Source organism: Sabulibacter ruber (genome assembly GCF_017355955.1).
GTDB classification, from domain to species: Bacteria; Bacteroidota; Bacteroidia; order Cytophagales; family Hymenobacteraceae; genus Nibribacter; species Nibribacter ruber_A.
This window is the reverse complement of sequence record NZ_JAFFID010000129.1, coordinates 1-272: the sequence shown is the minus strand read 5'-3', so window position 1 is coordinate 272 and position 272 is coordinate 1. Positions and strand designations below refer to the sequence as shown.

Here is a 272-nt window from a genome sequence, read left to right as displayed (position 1 = left end):
GCTGGACCGGCTGGACACGCGCGTGCGCTCCTTCGACCAGTCGCGCATCGGCGCGGTGCTGACCGGCGATCCGCGCGACCTGAAGGGCGGCCCGCCGGTCACCGCCATGCTGATCCAGAACACCAACCCCGCCGCCATCTGCCCGGACTCCGCCCGCATCCGCGAGGGTTTCCTGCGCGAGGACCTGTTCGTCGCGGTGCATGAGCAGTTCATGACCGACACCGCGCTCCTCGCCGACCTCGTGCTGCCGGCCACCACCTTCCTGGAGCATG

Annotated in this window: 1 protein-coding gene; it reads left to right on the top strand. The window is 70.6% G+C overall.

The window, feature by feature from the left end:
• Positions 1-272, top strand: a 272-nt coding sequence (locus JT719_RS24750; protein WP_207436446.1) for a molybdopterin-dependent oxidoreductase, incomplete at both ends; no start/stop codon positions are given.